The sequence below is a fragment of the Modestobacter versicolor genome, assembly GCF_041028285.1.
Lineage (GTDB): Bacteria > Actinomycetota > Actinomycetes > Mycobacteriales > Geodermatophilaceae > Modestobacter > Modestobacter versicolor_A.
Genome location: NZ_JABGDB010000002.1, coordinates 597,024 through 615,077, shown reverse-complemented (window position 1 = coordinate 615,077; position 18,054 = coordinate 597,024). Strand labels below are relative to the sequence as shown.

Genomic DNA, 18,054 nt, shown 5'->3' with positions numbered 1-18,054 from the left:
GCGCGGCGGTCCCGACCAGGACCGGCAACGAGGGGACGCTGCGTGCGGGAGTCGACGCGAGACGGGGACGCGCGTGCCCGGTCCTGGACCGGCCGGCTGGCCGCCGTGGCGATCGCCGGCACGGTCGGACTGCTGGCGCCGGGCACCGCCGCGGCCGCCCCCGCCGACGACGCGGCCACCGCCGCGCAGCAGGCCGCCGACGACGCCGCCGCGCAGGTCGCCGCAGCGCTGACCGAGCAGGGCGCGGCGGTGGCGGCGATCGGCTCCGCGACCGCGGCGGCCGAGGTCGCCCGGGCCCGGTACGCGCAGGACCTCGCCGGCGGGCAGGCCGCCCGGGACGCGGCGGCCGCCGCCGCCGGGACGGCCCGGCAGGCCGAGCAGGAGGCCGCGCTCGCCCGGGGGGCGGTCGCCGACTTCGCGCGGGACAGCTACAAGGGCGCCACGACCTCCCCGGGGCTGCTGGCCCTGCTCACCGCCGACGACCCCGCCGACGTGCTGGAGCGGGTCGCCCTCCTCGACGCCGTGGGCCGCAGCCGGGCCGAGGTCGCCGACCGGCTCACCGCCGGCCAGCAGCAGGCGGCCGGCGTCGCGGCCGCGGCCGAGGCCGCGGTCACGGCGGCGACCGCCCGGGCGGAGCAGGCCGCGGCGGACCTCGCGGCGGCGCAGCAGCAGGAGCAGGCCGCCCGGGAGCAGGCGGCCGAGCTGGCGTCCCGGCAGGCCGAGCTGGCGGCCCGGCTGGAGGCGGCGCGGGCCGCGGTGGTGGCGGCGCAGGCGGAGCAGGCAACGCCCGAGCCGGCCCCGGAGGCCCCGGCGCCCCCGCCTCCCGCCGCGCCGGCTCCCCCGAGCCCCGAGGCCGCGGCCTCGCGGGCGCCGGCCCCGGCGGCCCCGGCACCCGCCGCGCCGGCCCCTGCCGCGGGCCGGGACTGGGATGCCGTGGCCGCCTGCGAGTCCGGCGGCAACTGGAGCATCAACACCGGCAACGGCTACTACGGCGGGCTGCAGTTCAGCCCGTCCACCTGGGCCGCCTACGGCGGGACGGCGTACGCCCCGCGCGCCGACCTCGCCTCCCGGGACCAGCAGATCGCGGTGGGTGAGCAGGTCCTCGCCGGCCAGGGCAAGGGCGCCTGGCCCACCTGCGGCCGCCGGCTCTGAGCGGTCGCGCGCCGGCCGGTGACCTGGGGGGCGGAAGGCGCACTGCGTCGCCGGTCGCGCGCTCCTAGGCTGCCGGGGTGATCGATCCTGCGGACCCCGCCGTCGTCAAGGACGCGCTGCGCGCGGACCTGCTCACCCGCCGGCTGGCGCGTCCGGCCGAGGAACGGGCGGCGGACGCGGAGGCGGTCGTGGCGGCGCTGCTGCGCGGGCTGGAGGGCGTGCGGACGCTGGCCGCCTTCGTCCCCGACCCCGAGGAGCCCGGCGCCGGGCTGCTGCCGCAGGCCTACGCCGCGCTCGGCGCCCGGGTGCTGCTGCCGGTCGTGCTGCCGCAGGGGCGGGTGCTGGAGTGGGCCGCGGACACCGGTGAGCTGGAGGTCGGCCGCTTCGGGCTGCGCCAGCCGGTGGGCCCGCGGCTCGGCGCCACCGCCCTCGCCGAGGCCGAGGCCGTCGTCGTCCCGGCGCTGGCGGTGGACCGGGACGGGTTCCGGCTCGGCCGCGGTGGCGGCTACTACGACCGCGCCCTGGTGCACGCCCGGCCCGACGCCGTCCTGGTGACGCTGGTGTTCGACGACGAGCGGCTCGACGAGCTCCCGCGCGAGGTGCACGATCGGCCGGTGCGGGCGGTCGTCACGCCGTCCGGCGGCTGGCAGGAGCTCGTCCCTCAGGCCGGCTGACCCCGGCGGGCGGCACCGACCGCGGCGAGGACGCGCAGGGCGTCGGCGCTGCCCGCGACGTCGTGCACCCGCACCCCCCACGCCCCGGCGCCCGCGGCGAGCGCGGAGACGGCGAGGGTGGCGCGGTCGCGCTGGTCGGCCGGCCGTGGGGTGCCGTCCGGTGCCGCCAGCAGCGCGCCGAGGAAGCGCTTGCGCGAGGCGCCGACGAGCACCGGGAAGCCCAGGTCGGTGATCCGGTCCAGCCCGGCGAGCAGGGCCAGGTCGTGCTCGGGCTGCTTGGCGAACCCGAGGCCGGGGTCGACGACCAGCCGCTCGGCCGCCACGCCCGCCGACATCGCCGCGTCCACCCGCCGGCACAGCTCCCGGCGGACCTCGGCGACCACGTCGTCGTAACGGGCCCGGGCGTACATGTCCCGGCTGTCGCCGCGCCGGTGCATGAGCACCCACGGCACGCCCGCGTCGGCGACGACCGGGGCCATCGCCGGGTCGGCCAGCCCGCCGCTGACGTCGTTGACCAGCACCGCGCCGGCCGCCAGCGCCGCGGCCGCGACCTGCGAGCGGGTGGTGTCGACGCTGACGGCGACCCCGGCGCGGGCCAGTGCGGCCACCACGGGCAGCACCCGCCGCAGCTCCTGCTCGGCCGTCACCCGCTCGGCGCCGGGCCGGGTGGACTCCCCGCCGACGTCGACGTAGTCCGCCCCCGCCGCGACCATGGCCTGCCCCTGCGCCACCGCGGCCTCGACGGTGTCGTGCCGGCCGCCGTCGGAGAAGGAGTCCGGCGTGACGTTGAGGATGCCCATCACCAGGCACCGGCCGGGCCCGTCGGTCACCCGGGTGCCCCGGACCGCAGCAGCGCACCGGCCTCGCCGGCGGTGACCACGCTGCCGGTGACCAGCACCGCGGCACCCGGACGCGCGGCCCGGTCCCGGGCCGCCTGCAGCGCGCGCGGCAGGTCGGGCATGACGGTGACCCGGTCGGCGCCGAGGACGGCGGCGGCGCGGGCGGCCAGCGCCGCGGCCGGCATCCGCCGCGGCGAGGTGTTCTCGGTGACCAGCACGTGCGCCGCGGCACCGCGCAGCGGGAGCAGCATCCCGTCGACGTCCTTGCCCTCCAGCACGGCCAGCACGACCACGAGGTGATCGACGTCGGGCAGCTCGCCGACCGCCGCGACGGTCGCCGCCATCCCGGCCGGGTTGTGCGAGGCGTCCACCCACACCCGGGGCGAGTCCTGCACGGTCTCCAGCCGGCCGGGGGAGCGGACGGCGGCCAGCACGTCCCGCACGGTCGCCGGGGCCAGCTCCCGGCCGTCGGCGGCGAGGAACGCCTCGGCGGCGAGGACGGCGGTCGCCGCGTTGCCGGCCTGGTGGGCGCCCAGCAGCGGGAGGGAGAGGCCGGGCAGGTCGCCGTGCCCGGTGCGGAGGCCGAACAGCTGGCCGTCCGGGCGCGGGGTGCGGTCGAGCACGCGCAGCTCGCGCCGGGCGTCGACGACGGTCGCGCCGACCGTGCGGGCCCGGTCCAGCAGCACGGCGGAGGCGGCGGGTGGCTGGTCGGCGAGCACGGCCACCGAGCCGGCCTTGACGATGCCGGCCTTCTCCCGGGCGATGGCGGCGACGTCCGGGCCGAGGTACTCGGTGTGGTCCAGCGAGACGGGCGTGACGACGGCGACCCGGCCGTCGGCGACGTTGGTCGCGTCCCAGGTGCCGCCCATGCCCACCTCGAGGACGACGGCGTCCAGCCCGGCGTCGGCGAAGGCGGCGAACGCCATGGCGGTGACCACCTCGAAGAAGGACAGCGCGCCGTGCCGGGCCTCCACCTGCTCCAGCACCGGCCGCAGCGCGTCGTGCACGTCGGCGAACCGGTCGGCCGCCAGCGGCTCGCCGTCGACGACGACCCGCTCGCGCATCGTCTCCAGGTGCGGGCTGGTGTAGCGCCCGACCCGCAGCCCGGAGGCGCGCAGCAGCTCGTCGACCACCCGGGCCGTGGTGGTCTTGCCGTTGGTGCCGGTCAGGTGGACGACGGGGACCGCGTCCTGCGGCCGGCCCAGGGCGTCGGTGACCGCCCGGACCCGGTCCAGCGAGGGCTCGAGCCGGCTCTCCGGCCAGCGCCGCAGCAGGTCGCGCTCGACGGCGTCGGCCCGGACCAGGGCAGCAGGGGTCGTCACCGCGACATCCGCGCGCGCACCGCGGCCTCCACCTCGTCCGCCTGCCGGGCGAGGTCCTCGACCACGGCCACCGCCGACCGCAGGTGAGCGGCGGCGGCGTCGTCGTCGAGGCCGTCGAGGTTGGCCTCCACGGCCAGCCGGGCCGTGGTGGCGGCGGCCCGGGCCGCGCTGGTGGCGGCCGCGACGTCGCTGACCAGGTTCGGGTTGGCCACCGGCAGCACCCGGGCCGCCAGCACCATCACCTCCGCGGCCGCCTGCAGGACCGCCAGCGGTGGCCCGGTCGCGGCCAGCTGCGCCTCGGCGAGCCGGCGGCGCCGGGTCGCCTGCTCGGCCTCGGTGTCCCGCGGCAGCTTCATCGCGGCGGCCACGGCGGTGAACGCCGTCTCGTCGTCCGCGGCGGCGGTGAGGCACACCGCCCGCTGCGCGTCGGCGGCGGCCACGACCTCGCCCACCAGCTCGGCGTGCTCCTCGGCGGTGCTGAACCGGCCGACCATCGCGACCAGCGAGGCGGCCAGCGCGGCCTCGACGGCGGCCGTGGCGCCGGCGCCGGGCGCCGCGATCCGGGCGGAGAGCTGGTCCAGGAAGTCGCCGAGCGACTGCCGGGGGAGCTCGTCGGGGCCGCCGCTCACGAGCCGGCCCCCGTCGCGCTCGGCACCGCGACCCGGGCCGCACCCGGACCTCCCAGCACCGTGGCGGCCCGCCAGCCGCGCAGCGAGCTCAGCACCGCGACGTCCTCCGCGCCGGCGAGGTCGGTCGCGGTGAGCACCCGCTCGGCCAGCCGGCCCGACGCCAGCAGCCGGGCGCGCTCGACGCCGGGCAGGCAGCCGCAGCTGGTGGGCGGGGTCCACCACCGGCCACCCAGCCGGACCGCCAGGTTCGCGGTGGTCGTCTCGGTCAGCTCGCCGTGCTGGTTGACCAGGACGACGTCGTCGGCCTCGGGGTGCCGCAGCGCCCGGGTCAGGTAGACGTCGCGGCGGGTGGTCTTGTGCTGCAGCCACGGGCTGGTGGCGTCCACCGGGTCGTCGTCCACCACGAGCCGCACCGGCAGCGGCGCGGGCGGGGGGAGCGGCTGCAGCTCGACCTCGACGTCGCCGGAGCGGGCCAGCAGCACGCGCACCCGGGCGGCCACGGTGCGCCCGGCGACCGCCTGCCGCACGGCGGCCAGCACCCGGGCCCGGTCGAAGCGCACGTCGGCCCAGTCCGCCGAGTCGGCCATCCGGGCCAGGTGGCCCTCGAGGTTGCGGAGCCCCTCGCCGGGCAGGAAGGCCAGGGTCTCCAGCAGCCGGTGGTCGGTGACGTCGTGGGCGAGGACGGCGGCCTTGGCGTGCAGCTCGGCGCGCTCGGCCGCGGCCTCCGAGCCCCAGGTGATCCCACCGCCGGCGCCGTACACGGCCTCACCGGTGGCGCGGTCGACGACGGCGGTGCGGATGGCCACGTTGAACCGGGCGCGGACCGGCGCCGAGGGCGGGCCGACCAGGCCGACGGCGCCGCAGTAGACACCGCGCGGCGTCGGCTCGAGGGAGTCGATCAGCTGCATGGTCCGGCGCTTGGGCGCCCCGGTCACCGACCCGCAGGGGAAGAGTGCGCGGAACAGGTCGAGCAGGCCGGTGCCCGGCCGCAGCCGGGCGCTGACCTGCGAGGTCAGCTGCCAGACGGTGGGGTAGCGCTCGAGGGAGAACAGCTCGTCGACGACCACGCTGCCGACCTCGGCGAGCCGGCCGAGGTCGTTGCGGAGCAGGTCGACGATCATCAGGTTCTCGGCCTGCTCCTTGCTGCTGGCCCGCAGCCGGCCGCTCTGCTCCTGGTCCTCCGCGGTGGTCCGGCCGCGCGGGGCCGTGCCCTTCATCGGCTGGGTCCGGACGACGTCGCCGGACCACTCGAAGAACAGCTCCGGGCTGGCGCTGGCCACCACGTGCCGGCCCAGGTCGAGGTAGGCGTTGTAGGCGCCGCGCTGGGCCAGTGCCAGCCGGGTGTAGAGCTCCTCGACGTCCCCGGTCACGGTGGAGCGCAGCCGGTCGGTGAGGTTGCACTGGTAGGTCTCGCCGGCCGCGATGTGCTCCCGGACGGTGCCGACCGCGCGGGCGTGCCCGTCGTCGGTCCAGTCCGGCAGCCACGGGGTGGCCGGTGTCGCTGCGGCGGCCGGGGCCGGCGGCGGCACCGGGACCGGCTCCTCGCACAGCCCGAACCAGACCAGCGGCGGCTCCCCGGGGGCGGTCGACCCGCCCGGCAGCTGCGGGTCCAGCCCCGCCGCCGCCTCGTAGGCGACGTACCCGTAGGCCCAGCTGCCGGCCTCGGTGGCGTCGTGCACCTGCTGCAGCACGCCGGGCACCTCGGCCGGCGTGCTGGCGGTGAGCACCCGGTACGGCGGCGGGCAGCGCAGCGACCCGCCGGTGCGCAGGTCGTCGAACCGCGCCCACGGCCGGCCCCACGACGGTGCCCCCGACGGCGCCCCGGACCGGGTCATCAGCTGGCTCGGCCCTGCTGCACCTCGGCCGCCCGCAGCGTGTTCGCCAGCAGCATGGCGATGGTCATCGGGCCGACCCCGCCGGGCACCGGGGTGAGCGCCCCGGCGACCTCGGCGACGGCATCGAAGTCGACGTCCCCGCGCAGGCCGTCCTCACCGCGGTGGATGCCGACGTCGATGACGGTCGCGCCCGGCTTGACCGCCTCCGCCCCGACCAGCCCGGGGATGCCCGCGGCGACCACGAGCACGTCGGCGCGCCGGCAGACCTCGGCGAGGTCCTTGGTGCGGGAGTGCGCGATCGTCACCGTGGCGTTCTTCGCCAGCAGCAGCTGGGCCATCGGCTTGCCGACCAGCACCGACCGGCCGACCACGACCGCCTCGGTCCCGGACAGCTCGACGTCGTACTCCGCCAGCAGCTCCATCACGCCGGCCGGCGTGCACGGCCGCAGCCCCGGCCGGCCCTGCGCGAGCAGCCCGGCGTTGGCGGTGGTCAGCCCGTCGACGTCCTTGGACGCCGGGATGCGGGCGATCAGCGCCTCGGAGTCCAGGTGCGCCGGCGCCGGCAGCTGCAGCAGGATCCCGGACACCGCCGGGTCCTCGGCCAGCTCGTCGAGCAGCGCGGCCACCGTCTCCTGGTCGACGTCCCCGGGCAGGTGGCGGTGCAGGTCGGCCATGCCGGCGGCCACGCAGAGCCGGCGCTTGTTGCGGACGTAGACCTCCGAGGCGGGGTCCTCGCCGATCAGCACGGTGGCCAGTCCCGGGGCGGTGCCACCCGCGGCGACGAGGGCGGCCACGCCGCGGCCGACCTCCTCGCGCACCCGTCGTGCCACGGCCGTGCCGTCGATCACCCGTGCGGTCACCAGGTACTCCTCGTCAGGGGTCGGGAGGTCGGGGTCGCGCCGGGCGGTGTGCCCGTCGCGAGGGGGTCGGCCGGGCTCAGCCCAGGTCGCGCAGCAGCTGCTGGCGCCAGGCCGTGGTCGGCTCCAGGTCGTTGAAGGTGAAGACGTGGAAGCCCTCGAGGTGGTTGTCCGGCTTGCCGATGTGCGGGGCCAGGCCCTTGATGATCTTGTCAGGGCTGTAGCCACCCGGGATGAAGAAGCGCCAGAACAGGTTCGACTGCTTCTTGAGGAACTTCGCCGACTCACCGATGCCGAGCCCGCCGGAGACCCGCATCAGCTTCTGCCGGGTGACGGCGCCGGGCACGCCGACGTGCACCGGCAGGTCGATGCCGCGGTTCTTCAGCTCGCGCGACCAGGCCAGGATGACCTTGGGGTCGAACACGATCTGGGTCTTGATGTGGGTGGCCAGCGGCGCCTTGTCCTTGAGCGCCTGGAACAGCAGCTCGGTGGAGGCGGTGGGGTGGCCCTCGGGGTGGCCGCCGATGCCGATGTCGGTGAAGCCGTGGTCCAGCTCGTGCAGGGCGACCAGCAGCTCGTGGGCGTTGTTGAAGCCGGTGGGCTCCTCGGTCGGGTCGCCGCCGACGACGAAGACGTCGGTGATGCCGGCCTCGCGGCAGCGGGCCACGATCTCGGCCAGGTGCGCGCGGTCGCGGACCTGCTGCGCGGACAGGTGCGGGGCCACCTTGTAGCCGTGGCCGGCGAGGGCGACGGTGAGGTCGATGGTGGCGTCCTGGCCCTTGGCGGGGGAGGCGGTCACCGTCAGCCGGATGTCCTTGGGGACGTACTGGAGGACGTTCTGCTCGGTCTTCTTGAAGGGGATGACCTCGAACCCGAGGTCGTTGATCGCCCGCTTGAGCGACTCCCGCGTGGCTCCGTCACGAACCGTCAGCGAGCGCTTCACGTGGTGTCTCCCTCTGCACTTGTCGGGCGAGTTCCCGCTCCTCGGAGGTCGTCGACGGCCTCCGGCCGCAGACGTCCGTCCACTGCCCACCATCGTGACCTGGACCACGCGCCGTCCGGCACGGTGACATGACGGCACCTGGTCCACCGGATCGGTCGCCGGCCCTAGGTCAATCGTCGCGGTGCGGCGACGGCTGCGCTCTCCGACTTCCGCACACGGGAACGCCCGCTCCCCCCGGGGATCCGGGAGGAGCGGGCGCGTCCGGTGCGGCCGAGGTCAGAAGTCCGGGTTGGTCTCCTCGGCCTGGTACTGCGGGGCGACCGCGCTGAGCCCGTAGGGGGTCGCCGGGTCGTACTCGTAGATGGTCGTCGCCTGCGGCAGCACCCGGTCCTCGGGCTCGCCGAGGGTCAGGTCGCCGTTGAGCCCCTGGAAGTCGATCTTGTCCATCGTGGTCAGGGCCTCACGCAGGCCGGGACCGCTGAGGTCGCCCTCCTCGACGGCCTTCTCCAGCAGCGTGGTGACGGCGACGGCCTGGATGTAGCCGTAGACGTGCTGCAGGGTCAGGTCGGTGTCACCGAGGGAGTCCTTGAGCACCTTGATGCCCTCGATGGACGTGTCGGACAGGTCGGCGCCCGGGCCGGTGAAGAGCACGTTCTCCTGCAGGTACTGGGCGATCGGCGTCCCGGAGAACGCGGTGGAGTTGGCGATGAACTCGGCGATCCACTGCGGCTTGAAGTCCAGCTGGGTGGCCGCGGCCACCATCGCCGGGGTGTTGTTCACCGCGCCGCTGAAGGCGACGACCTCGCACCCGGCCTGCTTGAGCTCCTGCACCTGGGCGGTGACCGAGGTGTCCAGCGGCGCGTACCGCTGCACCGAGGTGACGGTGGTGCCCAGCTGCTCGGTGGCGAAGGTCAGGCCCTCCTCCACGGCGTCGCCCCACTCGCTGTCGTAGCCCAGCTCGCAGTACACGGCGTCCTTCAGCGAGGGGTCCTGCTCGTTGAGGTAGGCGACGGCGTTGACCACGTTGGTCTGGTAGGAGGGGAAGACCGGCAGCAGCGCCGGCTCGTCCCGCAGCTCGGCGGCCTGGTTGCTGGGGACGCCGACGGCCTCGTCCCGGTTCAGGATCGGCACCAGCGCCTTGACCGAGGGGGTGCCGAGGATGCCGGAGAGCATCACGACCTGGTCCTTGATCTGCTGGTAGGCCTGCACCGTCACCTGGGCGTCGTACTGGTTGTCCGCGGTGATCAGCTCGATCTGGTACTCGCCCGCGATGCCGCCGTCGGCGTTGACCTTGTCGAACCAGGCCTGCTGGCCGAGCAGCTGCTCGCGCGCCGTGGCGGAGATCGGGCCGCTCAGCGCGACCAGGTTGCCCACCGCGATGGTGCCGGCATCGGGGTCGAACCCGGGCACGGCGGAGAGCTCGCCGCCGCCGGACCCGCCGTCGCCGCTGTCGCTGGTGCTGCTCTGCGCGCCGCAGGCCGTCACGGCCAGGGCGGTGCACAGGAGCAGGGCGGGGATCGGCAGGCCGAGCCCCCGGGAACGGTGCCTCATGCGGTGTCCTCTCGGTGGGTGGTGCGGGGAGGTCGGCCGGTCTGACCGGCGGACGGCAGGACGGCGCGGCGGAGGCGCCCCAGCGTGGCGACCAGCCCCTTGGGCTCGGCCAGCAGGAAGACCACGATCATCGCGCCGTAGAGGATGAGGCTGAGGTCGGTGGTGGTGAGGCCGGCGTTCCCGCCCTGGGCCATGAACGGCAGGCTGGTCGAGAACTGGTCGACGAACACCGGCACCAGGGTCACGAACACCGCACCGAGCACCGGGCCCCACAGCGAGGCGAGCCCGCCGATGACGATGATCGCCAGGTACTGGACCGACAGGTCGATGTTGAAGCTGTCCGGGCGGATGTACTCGAGGTTCACCGCGAGCAGCCCGCCGGCGATCCCGCCCAGGGCCGAGGCCAGCACGAAGGCGTTGGTCTGGGTCCGCATCATCCGCACGCCGAGCACCTCGGCGGCGACGTCGTGGTCGCGGACGGCCTGCATGGCCCGGCCGCCCCGGGTGCGCATCACGTTCGCCACGACCAGCAGGACCAGGCCCAGGGTCGCCCAGATGAGGATGAACAGCCCCTGCTCGCGGGCGAACACCAGCGTGCCCAGGGTGAGCTCCTCGAAGTCGATCGGCCCCAGCGTCGCCCGGGCCTCGACGATCGTGCCCTCGTTGCCACCGGTGATCGACTTCAGGTTGCGGGCGACGTAGATGCCGATGAAGACCAGCGCCAGCGACACGATCATCAGGTAGGGCCCGCGCAGCCGGAGGGCGAAGGGGGCGACGGCGGCACCGACCAGGGCCGCCGCGATCCCGGCCGCGGGCAGCCAGAGGAGCATCGGCAGGCCGTGGATGCCGCCCACCCACTGGGCGACGAAGGCACCCAGGCCGACGAAGAAGGCGTGGCCCAGGGAGAGCTGGCCGGCGTACCCGGTCAGCACGTTGAGCCCGACGGCGGCGATCGCCGCCACCCCTGCGGCGTTGAGGATGCCGAGCCAGTAGGTGCTGGTCATGTTCAGCGGGACGGCGATGACCAGCACGACGAACAGCAGGATGCCCAGCCGGCCGCCGCGGGAGCCCACCAGCCGCAGCGGCGGCACCTTCCGTTCCGGGGCGGCCCGGGTCGAGCCCGTGGGGGTGGAGACGTCGGTGGCCATCAGATCCGCCTGACCTTCTTGGTCCCGAAGAAGCCCTCGGGACGCACGAGCATGACCACGAGCATGAGGAGGTAGGGGACGACCTCGTAGAAGCCGGCGCCGAAGGACTCGGGCACCCGGACGACCGCGAACTGCTGGACGATGCCGACGAACAGCCCGCCGATCACCGCACCCAGCGGGGACTCCAGACCGCCCAGGATGATCACCGGGATGGCCAGCAGGGCGTACTGCTCCAGCCCGGGACCGAGCCCGGCGCCCGCGGTGGTGGCCAGCATCGTCCCGCCGAAGGCCCCGAGGGCGCCGGCGATGCCCCAGGAGAGCCGGTGGACCGTCCGGTCGCTGACGCCCTGGGCCAGCGCGGCCTCCGGGTCGAGGGCCGTCGCCTGCATGGCCAGGCCCATCCGGGAGAACCGGAAGAAGGCGCCGAACGCGGCGAGCAGCACGAAGGTGGAGATGATCACCGCGAGGTCGCGGTGGGTGATGGTCAGGTCGCCCACCCGGAGGACCTTCAGGCCCCACGGGTCGCCCAGGTTCTTCTGGTCGGGCCCCCAGATCCCGGCCGCGACCGGCGGGATGATGATGAGCAGGCCGAAGGTGACCAGGATCGGCGTGAACAGGTTGGTCGTCGCGATCCGGTGGACGATGGTGGCCTCGAGGAACACCGCCAGCGCGGCGACCAGCACGATCGACAGCAGGACCGCCAGGACGAAGGGCAGCCCCCACGTCTGGTGGGCGGTGTAGCTCAGGTAGCCGCCCAGCACGACGAAGCCGCCCTGGGTGAGGTTGAAGACCCCGGTGGACTTGGCCACGACGACGAAGCCGAGGGCCAGCAGGGCCAGCACGCAGCCCAGCGAGATGCCGGAGATCAGGATCTGCAGGTTGGCGGTCACGCGCGTGCTCCGTGGTCGGGGTCGGGCTCGGCGTCGGCGGTGGGGGTCTGCAGGCCGGCCGTGGCCCGCTCGACCAGGGTGTCGCCGCTGCCGCCCAGGTAGGCGCGGATGACCCGGGGGTCGGTGACGGCGACGTCCGGGGTGTCGCAGCAGATGACCTCGCCGAAGTCGAGGACCAGCACCCGGTCGGCGACCTTGGTGACCAGCGCCATGTCGTGCTCGATCATCACCACGGTGAGGTCGAGCTCCTGCTTGGCGGTGAGCACCCAGCGGGCCAGCTCGTTGGTCTCCTGGGCGTTCATCCCGGCCACCGGCTCGTCCAGCAGCAGCAGCGTGGGCTGCATGGCCAGGGCGCGGGCGAGCTCGATCCGCTTCTTCACGCCGTAGGGCAGGTCGTGCACCACCTCGCCGCTGATCTCGTCCAGGCCCATGAGCTCCAGCAGCGGCAGGCAGTCGCGCCGCGCCTCGTGCTCCTCGCGGCGGGCCCGGCCGAACCAGACGGCGCCGGAGAGCAGGCCGGCCTTCATCAGGTGGTGCCGGCCGAGCACCACGTTGTCCAGCACCGTCATCTCCTCGAAGAGGGCGAGGTTCTGGAAGGTGCGGGAGATGCCCAGCGAGGCGATCTGGGCCGGCTTGCGGCCCAGCAGCGACTCGCCCTGGAAGGTGACCGACCCCGAGCTCGGGCGGTAGACGCCGTTGAGCACGTTGAGCAGGGAGGTCTTGCCGGCCCCGTTGGGGCCGATGACGGCGAAGAACTCGCCCTGCTGGACGGCGAAGGAGACGTCGCTGATCGCGGTGATGCCGCCGAAGGTCAGCCGGACGTGCTCGGCCTGCAGCAGCGGCTGCGCCACGGCGGTCACGCCGGGGTCCCGTCGCCGGCCGGGGCGTGCTCGCCCGCGGCCTCGTCGAGCCCGAGGTAGAAGGACTGGATGTCCGGGTCGTCGAGCAGCTCCCGCGACGGCGCGTGCCGGGTGACCGACCCGTGGGACAGGATGTAGCCGTGGTCGGAGACGGCCAGCGCCATCATCGCGTTCTGCTCGATCAGCAGCACGCTCGTGCCGGCGTCCCGGATGGTCAGGATCGTCTCCCGGATCTGGTCCACGATGATCGGTGCCAGGCCCAGCGAGGGCTCGTCGAGCACCAGCAGCTGCGGCGACTGCATCAGCGCGCGGCCGACCGCGAGCATCTGCTGCTCACCGCCGGAGAGGTAGCCGGCGCGCTGCTCCAGCCGCTCCCGCAGCTTGGGGAACAGCTCCAGCACCCAGTCGCGGCGGTCCTTGAGGGTCTGGTCGTTCCGCTTGCTGATCCCGCCGACCCCGAGGTTCTGGTCGACGGTGAGCTCGGCGAAGATCCGCCGTCCCTCGAGCGTCTGGCTGACCCCGGCGCGGACGATCTGGCCGGGCTTGCGGCCCAGCAGCGACTGCCCGTGCCAGGAGATGTCGCCCTCGACGACCGTCCCGGAGTGGAAGGGCAGCATGCCGGTGACGGCGCGGGCCAGCGTGGTCTTGCCGGCGCCGTTGACGCCCATCAGGGCGACGACGCTGCCCTGCGGCACCTCGAGGTCGACCTGGCGGAGGACCGTGATGGCGCGGCCGTAGCGGACGGTGAGGTCCCGGACGACGAGCCCTCCCGAGCCCGCTGCCTCCGGTGGCTGACGGGTCACCCACACTCCTCGGTCCAGGACGACCGGCGTTGGTCGTCGGGCGAACCGTAGTGACGGGAGTCATCCCCGACCGAGAGTCCTATGACGTGTGTCACCCACCAAGTGTGCCGGTGGTCATACGTCATCTGTCCTGTGGCACGCCGGGGGCCGCTGGCTAGCCTGGACCGACGGTCGTGCCGTCGTCCGCCTGTGGGGCCGGTCCGCTGCGGAGCCCGACCGGCCGACGAGGGAGCAGGACGTGCACCACTACACCGCAGATCTCCGGGACCTGCAGTTCGACCTCTTCGAGTTCCTGGACGCGACCCGCTTCGGGTCCGGCCCGTTCGAGCAGGTCGACGCCGAGACCGCCGCCGGGGTGCTGACCGAGGTCCGCCGGCTGGCCGAGGGCCCGGTCGCCGCGTCCTACGTCGACGCCGACCGCAACCCGCCGGTGTTCGACCCGGCCACGCACGCGGTGACCATGCCGGCGTCCTTCGCCGCCTCCTACCGGGCCTGGCGGGAGGGGGAGTGGTTCCGCCTCGACCTGCCCGAGGAGCACGGCGGCTTCGGTGCCCCGGCGGTGCTCCGCTGGGCGGCGACCGAGATGCTGCTGGGCGCCAACCCGGCGCTGGTCATGTACGGCACCGCGACCACGATGAGCACGGTCCTGCAGGCGCTGGGCACCGCCGACCAGCGCCGGCTGGCCGAGCTGATGGTCGAGCGGGGCTGGGGCGCCACGATGGCGCTGACCGAGCCCGACGCCGGGTCCGACGTCGGGGCGGGACGCACCTCGGCCGCGCAGCAGCCCGACGGCTCGTGGCACCTGTCCGGGGTGAAGCGCTTCATCACCGGCGCCGAGCACGACCTCAGCGACAACATCGTCCACCTGGTGCTGGCCCGGCCGGAGGGGGCGGGGCCGGGGACCAAGGGGCTGTCGCTGTTCGCCGTCCCCAAGTTCCACGTCGACCTGGCATCCGGCGTGCTGGGGGAGCGCAACGGCGTCCACGTCACCGGCGTGGAGAAGAAGATGGGCCTGAAGGTCTCCACCACCTGCGAGCTGACCTTCGGCGCCACCGACGTCCCGGCGCAGGGCTGGCTGATCGGCGACGTGCACGACGGCATCGCCCAGATGTTCAAGATCATCGAGTACGCCCGGATGGTGGTCGGGGCCAAGGCCGTGGCCACGCTGTCCGCCGGCTACCGGGTCGCCCTCGGCTACGCCAAGGAGCGGGTGCAGGGCGCCGACCTCACCGCCACGACCAAGGACGCCCCGCGGGTCACGATCACCCACCACCCCGACGTCCGCCGCTCGCTGATGCTGCAGAAGGCCTACACCGAGGGCATGCGGGCGCTGTACCTCTACACCGCGAGCCTGCGCGACCAGGTCACCGAGGCCGCGGCGGCCGGGGACGGCGAGGGGGAGGCGGCGACGCTGGCCGCCCGGGTCAACGACCTGCTGCTCCCGGTCGTGAAGGGCTTCTGCTCGGAGCGGGCCAGCCAGCTGCTCACCGCCGAGACCCTGCAGACCCTCGGCGGCTCGGGGTACCTGCAGGACTACCCGGTCGAGCAGTACGTCCGGGACTCCAAGATCGACACCCTCTACGAGGGGACGACGGCGATCCAGGGCCAGGACCTCTTCTTCCGCAAGGTGGTCCGGGACGGCGGGGTGGCGATGACCTGGCTGGCCGAGCAGGTGGCGGCGACCGGCGCCCCGGCGGGGGAGCAGGACCGGCTGGCCGTCGAGCGGCGCCGGCTCTCCGCGGCGCTGGCCGACCTGCAGGGGATGCTGGCCGCGCTGTCCGGCTTCCACGCCGAGGCCGTGCAGGACCGCACCGCGCTGTACAAGGTCGGCCTGAACACCACCCGGCTGCTGATGGCCACCGGCGACCTGGTCACCGGGTGGTTGCTGGTCCGCCAGGCCGAGGTCGCGCTGACCGCGCTGGCCGGTGAGGTGTCCGCGGCCGACCGGCTGTTCTACGAGGGCAAGCTCGCCGCCGCGCGGTTCTTCACCACGCAGGTGCTGCCGCGGCTGGCGGCCGACCGGGCCGTCGTCGAGGACACCGACGGCTCGCTCATGCAGGTCGCCGAGGGGTCCTTCTGACCGCGACCGCCGGACCGCTCCTCCGGGTGACCCGGGCGGGGTCCCCGCGCACCGGACGTGCCCGGCTGCCAAGATCTGCCCGGGGTGGGCAGGCGCACCCTGGGGAGGACGCGGCGACGACGCCGCGCAGGGAGGTGGACCCGGTGGACGCAGCTCGACCGACCGACGTCGGCACGACGACGACCGCTCCGGTGATCTCACCCGGTGACCTGGTGCGGCACGCCCCGGACGGGCTGGCGGTCATCGACGCCGAGGCGCGGTTCGTGGAGGCGAACCCGGCCGCCGTCGCGCTGTGCGGCCTCACCCCGGACCAGGTGGCCGGCGCACCCTCGCCGTTCCCCGCGCCGGACGACGCCTCCGCCGCCGCCAAGGCCGGCGAGCTGACCGTCGCCTGGGAGCCGGCGCCCGGCCAGCGGCGCGAGTTCGCCTACGTGTTGTCCCCGGTGCCCGGTCACCAGCGGTGGGTGGTCTCCTTCCGCGACGTCACGCTGAGCCGGCTGCGCGAGCGGCGGCTGGCCGCGATCGCCAAGGCCGCCTCCGACGTCGCGTCCAAGCGGTCCCTGGTCGGCACCCTGGAGGCGCTGGCCCAGGAGGTGGCGCGCACCAACGCCCTGGCCGGCGTCCAGGTGCTCACCGTGAACTCGACCGGTGACCGGCTGCACGTCATCGGCGCCTCCGGCTTCGGCCGCGCCGCGGACTTCTTCGACAAGCTGATGGAGTGCCGGGCCCTCGGCGCGCGGATGATGATGCTGGAGGCGCTGGAGACCCGGCAGCCGATCGTCGCGGCGAACCGGTACGACGCGGTGATGCGCGACCCGGCCTGGGCGCCGCTGAAGCAGCTGATGCGCCACCCCCGCTGGGACTGGTTCGTCAGCGTCCCGCTGCTGGCCCGCGGCGAGCCGGTGGGCATCCTCAACGCCTTCTTCGCCCCCGGCCAGGTCGTCGGCGACACCGAGCTGGAGTTCCTGCTGGCGATGGCCGAGCAGGCCGCGATGGCCGTGGACCACGCCGCGCTGCTGGAGTGGGAGCGCGACGTCGCCCGGCGCGAGGAGCGGCAGAAGCTGGCCCGCGACCTGCACGACTCGGTCGTCCAGCAGGTGTTCTCGATGATGATGCAGGCCCGCTCGCTGGGCGTGCTGGTCGCGCGCGGGCTGCCGCCCACGCCGGAGAAGGTCGCCCAGGTCGCCGACGACCTGAGCTCCAGCGCCGAGGACGTGCTGGCCGACCTGCGCGGCATGGTCGTCGAGCTGCGGCCGGCCGCGGCCACCGCCGGCGGGCTGGCCCCCGCGGTGCGGTCGCTGGTGGACACCACCGCCGCCCGCACCGGCATCCCGGTGTCGCTGGCCGTCGAGGACGACGCCGCCGAGCTCGCCACCCTGGACGCCGCCCTGCTCGAGGACGTGTACCGGATCGTCGCCGAGGCGCTGCACAACAGCGTCAAGCACGCCGACGCCGGCCGCATCCACGTGCGGGTGGCGGTGGCCCCGCACGGCCGGCGCCGGCGGCTGGTCGCCGAGGTCGTCGACGACGGCCGCGGCCTGGCCGCACCCAGCGACGCCGCCGACGCCGGCGAGTGCGCCTCCAGCGGCTTCGGCATGACCGTGATGCGCGAGCGCGCGGCCCGCTGGGGCGGCGCCGTCCGGGTGCGGCAGCCCGCCGCCGGCGGGACCAGCGTGTTCCTGAGCCTGCCGCTGCCCACGTCGCTGCCCGCGACCGACGAGGAGGTCGCCCCGTGACCGCACCGGACCCGATCCGCGTCCTGGTCGTCGACGACCACGCCGTCGTCCGCCGGGGGGTCGTCGCCTACCTCGAGGCGCTGGAGGACGTCGAGGTGGCCGACGAGGCCGGCGACGGGCAGGCCGCGCTGGACCGGCTGGCCCGGGCGGCGGCGCACGGCGAGCTGCCCGACGTCGTGCTGATGGACCTGCAGATGCCCGGCATGGACGGGGTGACCGCGACTGCGGAGGTGCTGCGCCGCTGGCCGCAGCTGAAGGTGGTCATCCTGACCAGCTTCGGGGAGACCGAGCGGGTGCACGCGGCGCTCGAGAGCGGGGCGTCCGGGTACCTGCTCAAGGACGCCGGCCCCGGCGAGGTGGACGCCGCGCTGCGCGCCGCCGTCCGGGACGAGGTGTTCCTGGACGCCGCGGTCACCCGCCGGCTCACCCAGGAGATCCGCGCCCCGCGCACCGGGCTCGGCGTGCTCACCGCCCGGGAGAAGGAGGTGCTCGTGCTGGTGGCCGAGGGCCGGTCCAACAAGGACATCGCCGAGCACCTGGTCATCAGCGAGCGGACCGCGCGCACCCACGTGAGCCACCTGCTGGCGAAGATGGGCCTCACCTCCCGGACCCAGGCGGCGCTGCTCGCGGTCAAGGAAGGGCTCGTCCAGCCCCGCTGAGGACCGGTGCCGTCATTTGTCGCGGCACCCGCGCGACAGCGACTGCTCCCGGTGACCGTCAAGCGGGTGATCCGCC

General features: G+C 74.9%; 16 protein-coding genes. 5 read left to right on the top strand and 11 right to left on the bottom strand.

Going from position 1 to position 18,054, the window contains the following annotated elements:
* Positions 1-42 precede the first annotated feature (42 nt).
* Together HL054_RS09330 and HL054_RS09325 are read left to right on the top strand one after the other, a co-directional pair.
* A complete protein-coding gene (locus HL054_RS09330) occupies positions 43-1,152 on the top strand; it encodes a transglycosylase family protein (RefSeq protein WP_369138664.1) in 1,110 nt (369 codons plus the stop codon).
* A gap of 77 nt (positions 1,153-1,229) precedes the next feature.
* A complete protein-coding gene (locus HL054_RS09325; RefSeq protein ID WP_369138663.1) occupies positions 1,230-1,826 on the top strand; it encodes a 5-formyltetrahydrofolate cyclo-ligase in 597 nt (198 codons plus the stop codon).
* On the opposite strand, the gene folP is transcribed toward HL054_RS09325, so the two are convergent.
* From folP to HL054_RS09270, 11 genes are all read right to left on the bottom strand, one after another.
* Positions 1,814-2,656, bottom strand: a complete 843-nt coding sequence (folP, locus tag HL054_RS09320) for a dihydropteroate synthase (protein ID WP_369138662.1) — start codon at positions 2,654-2,656, stop codon at positions 1,814-1,816. The genes HL054_RS09325 and folP overlap by 13 nt on opposite strands.
* Positions 2,653-3,987 carry a bifunctional folylpolyglutamate synthase/dihydrofolate synthase gene (locus HL054_RS09315; protein ID WP_369138661.1) on the bottom strand — a complete coding sequence of 445 codons (1,335 nt, stop codon included), beginning with the start codon at positions 3,985-3,987 and terminating at the stop codon, positions 2,653-2,655. The genes folP and HL054_RS09315 overlap by 4 nt, the downstream gene beginning before the upstream one ends.
* Positions 3,984-4,616, bottom strand: coding sequence for a cyclodeaminase/cyclohydrolase family protein (locus tag HL054_RS09310; RefSeq protein ID WP_369138660.1), 633 nt, complete (start codon positions 4,614-4,616; stop codon positions 3,984-3,986). Before HL054_RS09310 ends, HL054_RS09315 begins: the two co-directional genes overlap by 4 nt.
* Positions 4,613-6,451, bottom strand: coding sequence for an aminodeoxychorismate synthase component I (pabB, locus tag HL054_RS09305; protein WP_369138659.1), 1,839 nt, complete (start codon positions 6,449-6,451; stop codon positions 4,613-4,615). The genes HL054_RS09310 and pabB overlap by 4 nt, the downstream gene beginning before the upstream one ends.
* On the bottom strand, positions 6,451-7,311 hold the full coding sequence (folD, locus tag HL054_RS09300; protein WP_369138658.1) for a bifunctional methylenetetrahydrofolate dehydrogenase/methenyltetrahydrofolate cyclohydrolase FolD: 861 nt from the start codon (positions 7,309-7,311) through the stop codon (positions 6,451-6,453). Before folD ends, pabB begins: the two co-directional genes overlap by 1 nt.
* Before the next feature lie 76 nt (positions 7,312-7,387).
* Positions 7,388-8,251 carry a methylenetetrahydrofolate reductase gene (locus HL054_RS09295; protein WP_369138656.1) on the bottom strand — a complete coding sequence of 288 codons (864 nt, stop codon included), beginning with the start codon at positions 8,249-8,251 and terminating at the stop codon, positions 7,388-7,390.
* A gap of 276 nt (positions 8,252-8,527) precedes the next feature.
* Entirely contained in the window at positions 8,528-9,802 is a 1,275-nt protein-coding gene (locus tag HL054_RS09290) for an ABC transporter substrate-binding protein (protein WP_369138655.1), read from the bottom strand.
* Positions 9,799-10,950, bottom strand: coding sequence for a branched-chain amino acid ABC transporter permease (locus tag HL054_RS09285; protein WP_369138654.1), 1,152 nt, complete (start codon positions 10,948-10,950; stop codon positions 9,799-9,801). The genes HL054_RS09290 and HL054_RS09285 overlap by 4 nt, the downstream gene beginning before the upstream one ends.
* A complete protein-coding gene (locus tag HL054_RS09280) occupies positions 10,950-11,840 on the bottom strand; it encodes a branched-chain amino acid ABC transporter permease (protein ID WP_369138652.1) in 891 nt (296 codons plus the stop codon). Before HL054_RS09280 ends, HL054_RS09285 begins: the two co-directional genes overlap by 1 nt.
* Positions 11,837-12,700, bottom strand: coding sequence for an ABC transporter ATP-binding protein (locus HL054_RS09275; RefSeq protein WP_369138651.1), 864 nt, complete (start codon positions 12,698-12,700; stop codon positions 11,837-11,839). Before HL054_RS09275 ends, HL054_RS09280 begins: the two co-directional genes overlap by 4 nt.
* Positions 12,697-13,503, bottom strand: coding sequence for an ABC transporter ATP-binding protein (locus HL054_RS09270; protein WP_369138649.1), 807 nt, complete (start codon positions 13,501-13,503; stop codon positions 12,697-12,699). The genes HL054_RS09275 and HL054_RS09270 overlap by 4 nt, the downstream gene beginning before the upstream one ends.
* A gap of 238 nt (positions 13,504-13,741) precedes the next feature.
* Between HL054_RS09270 and HL054_RS09265 the strand changes: the two genes are divergently transcribed.
* The 3 genes from HL054_RS09265 (at position 13,742) to HL054_RS09255 (ending at position 17,978) form a co-directional block, all read left to right on the top strand.
* A complete protein-coding gene (locus tag HL054_RS09265; protein ID WP_369138648.1) occupies positions 13,742-15,583 on the top strand; it encodes an acyl-CoA dehydrogenase in 1,842 nt (613 codons plus the stop codon).
* Positions 15,584-15,726: 143 nt separating this feature from the next.
* On the top strand, positions 15,727-17,319 hold the full coding sequence (locus HL054_RS09260; RefSeq protein ID WP_369138647.1) for a sensor histidine kinase: 1,593 nt from the start codon (positions 15,727-15,729) through the stop codon (positions 17,317-17,319).
* Positions 17,316-17,978 (top strand): response regulator, encoded by a 663-nt coding sequence (locus HL054_RS09255; RefSeq protein WP_369138646.1) that lies wholly within the window; start codon positions 17,316-17,318, stop codon positions 17,976-17,978. The genes HL054_RS09260 and HL054_RS09255 overlap by 4 nt, the downstream gene beginning before the upstream one ends.
* Positions 17,979-18,054 lie beyond the last annotated feature (76 nt).

Coding starts and splice junctions, on each gene's coding strand:
- pabB (WP_369138659.1), bottom strand. CDS start 6,451: ATGACCCGGTCCGGGGCGCCGTCGGGGGCACCGTCGTGGGGCCGGCCG.
- HL054_RS09290 (WP_369138655.1), bottom strand. CDS start 9,802: ATGAGGCACCGTTCCCGGGGGCTCGGCCTGCCGATCCCCGCCCTGCTC.
- HL054_RS09285 (WP_369138654.1), bottom strand. CDS start 10,950: ATGGCCACCGACGTCTCCACCCCCACGGGCTCGACCCGGGCCGCCCCG.